At 39.8% G+C, this 1,686-nt stretch carries 1 protein-coding gene; it reads left to right on the top strand.

Going from position 1 to position 1,686, the window contains the following annotated elements:
• Positions 1-176: 176 nt before the first annotated feature.
• Positions 177-1,514 (top strand): IS4 family transposase, encoded by a 1,338-nt coding sequence (locus tag EKM76_RS13215; protein WP_003680928.1) that lies wholly within the window; start codon positions 177-179, stop codon positions 1,512-1,514.
• Positions 1,515-1,686 lie beyond the last annotated feature (172 nt).

The following is a 1,686-nucleotide window of genomic DNA, read 5'->3' as shown; positions in this document are numbered from 1 at the left end:
CAATGTCATTAAGTTAAGCTATTGACAAAAAAGAATAGGGCTTCAGCTACATCATTTATGTAGCTGAAGCCTTATTTTTTACTTTAAACTTGGTAAACTAAAAGGGGAAGGCACTAAACCTTCTCCTCCACAGGCCTAATTGTAACAATCCAATACCGATAAGGAGTGTGTCACTAATGTTAAACCCAACTAATAGTTTAAGCGTTCTGGACCAAATTATCAATGAAACAGTTAGCCATATTCATGATTACACTCATTCACCACAGGATTTTACGCGTAAACGGAAATTAACTGCTGGTACGATGATTAAAACGATGCTTAATATGCAGGGTAACAGCCTTAACATTGAGTTATTCAATGCTTTTCCTGGTATTGATGAACAAGTTTCAGCTTCTGCCTTTGAACAACAAAAAGGTAAGCTAAAACCCGACTGCTTCAAACATATTTTTCATCAATTCAACCAGCAAATAGCTAACGCGCAACTGTTGGATCACCATTACCATGTATTAGCGATCGATGGCTCGGACTTTGATCTGCCTTGGAATCCTACTTCAAAGTACGTTTGTGATTTTTCAAAAAATAAGCCTTATTGTCAAATGCATGTTAATACTTTATACGACTTGTTAAATAAAAGCTATCAAGACTGTATTAGCCAACCCAAAACGGCAATGGACGAACGCGGCAGTGTTTTAGCCATGCTTGATCACCTACCAGACGATTCGATCGTGATGATGGACCGTGGCTACCCAAGCTTTAATCTAATTGAAAATCTAAACCGGCACCAGGGGTTGCATTATCTTATTCGAGCCAAGTTAGGCGGCAGTATCAAAGAAATTCAAAATTTGCCAGATGGTGAGTGTGATCAAGCAATCGCGTGCCGCGTGACCACTTCTAATCATTATTACGTTACGCATAAAAGTAGTGAAAACATTCATTGTATTCAACATTATTGGCACCAGTACCAACCATTTCGTTCCAAAAATACCAAAGATCGGCGGTGGGATTTTGGCGTCTTTTGTACCGTTAAATTCCGGGCTTGTAAATTTCAAATTGGGACAACAGCTGACGGTAAGCCAGCGTGGGAAGTCTTGATCACTAATCTTCCGGCAAAGCAGTTTCCATTACCACGAATGAAACGGTTATATCATTTGCGTTGGGGCATCGAAACCGCTTTTTCTAAGCTAAAATATGATCTTGGCGCCATTCAATTTCATTCCAAAAAAGACCAGTTTATTGAAATGGAACTTTACGCCAACTTAATCATGTACAATGTGGTTAGTGCAGCCGTTAATCAAGCTTACGTCGCGCAGACCAATCACCATCATTGGGACACCATTAATTTTAAACTGGCCACTAGGATCGTGCGGTATTATTACCGCAATAACCAGCAGGCAAAGTTTCAAGCGTTATTGATTCAGCTTGGCACCTACTTAGTCCCGATTCGCCCCGGGCGTAAAAATAAGCGGCGACTAAAACCTAAGCGTGCGGTTAGTTTTGTTTATCGAGTCGCGTAAACTGACAACCTAATCTTGCGTCGCCCTTATTTTAGTGCGCTTTAAATTAGCTTTAAATTATAAAAACCACCCAATTAGCAATCATGAAATGACTAATCAGGTGGTTTTAAAATTAGCCGAGCGATTTCCTCAGGGACTAATAATTGTCAAGTCACTAACTTAATGACATTGC

The sequence above is a fragment of the Loigolactobacillus zhaoyuanensis genome, assembly GCF_003946385.1.
GTDB classification, from domain to species: Bacteria; Bacillota; Bacilli; order Lactobacillales; family Lactobacillaceae; genus Loigolactobacillus; species Loigolactobacillus zhaoyuanensis.
The sequence above is the reverse complement of the archived record's forward strand: the minus strand, read 5'-3'. Positions and strand labels throughout refer to the sequence as shown.

What these genes read in the sequence shown, in the direction of transcription:
- EKM76_RS13215 (WP_003680928.1), top strand. Translation starts at nt 177, where the DNA reads ATGTTAAACCCAACTAATAGTTTAAGCGTTCTGGACCAAATTATCAAT.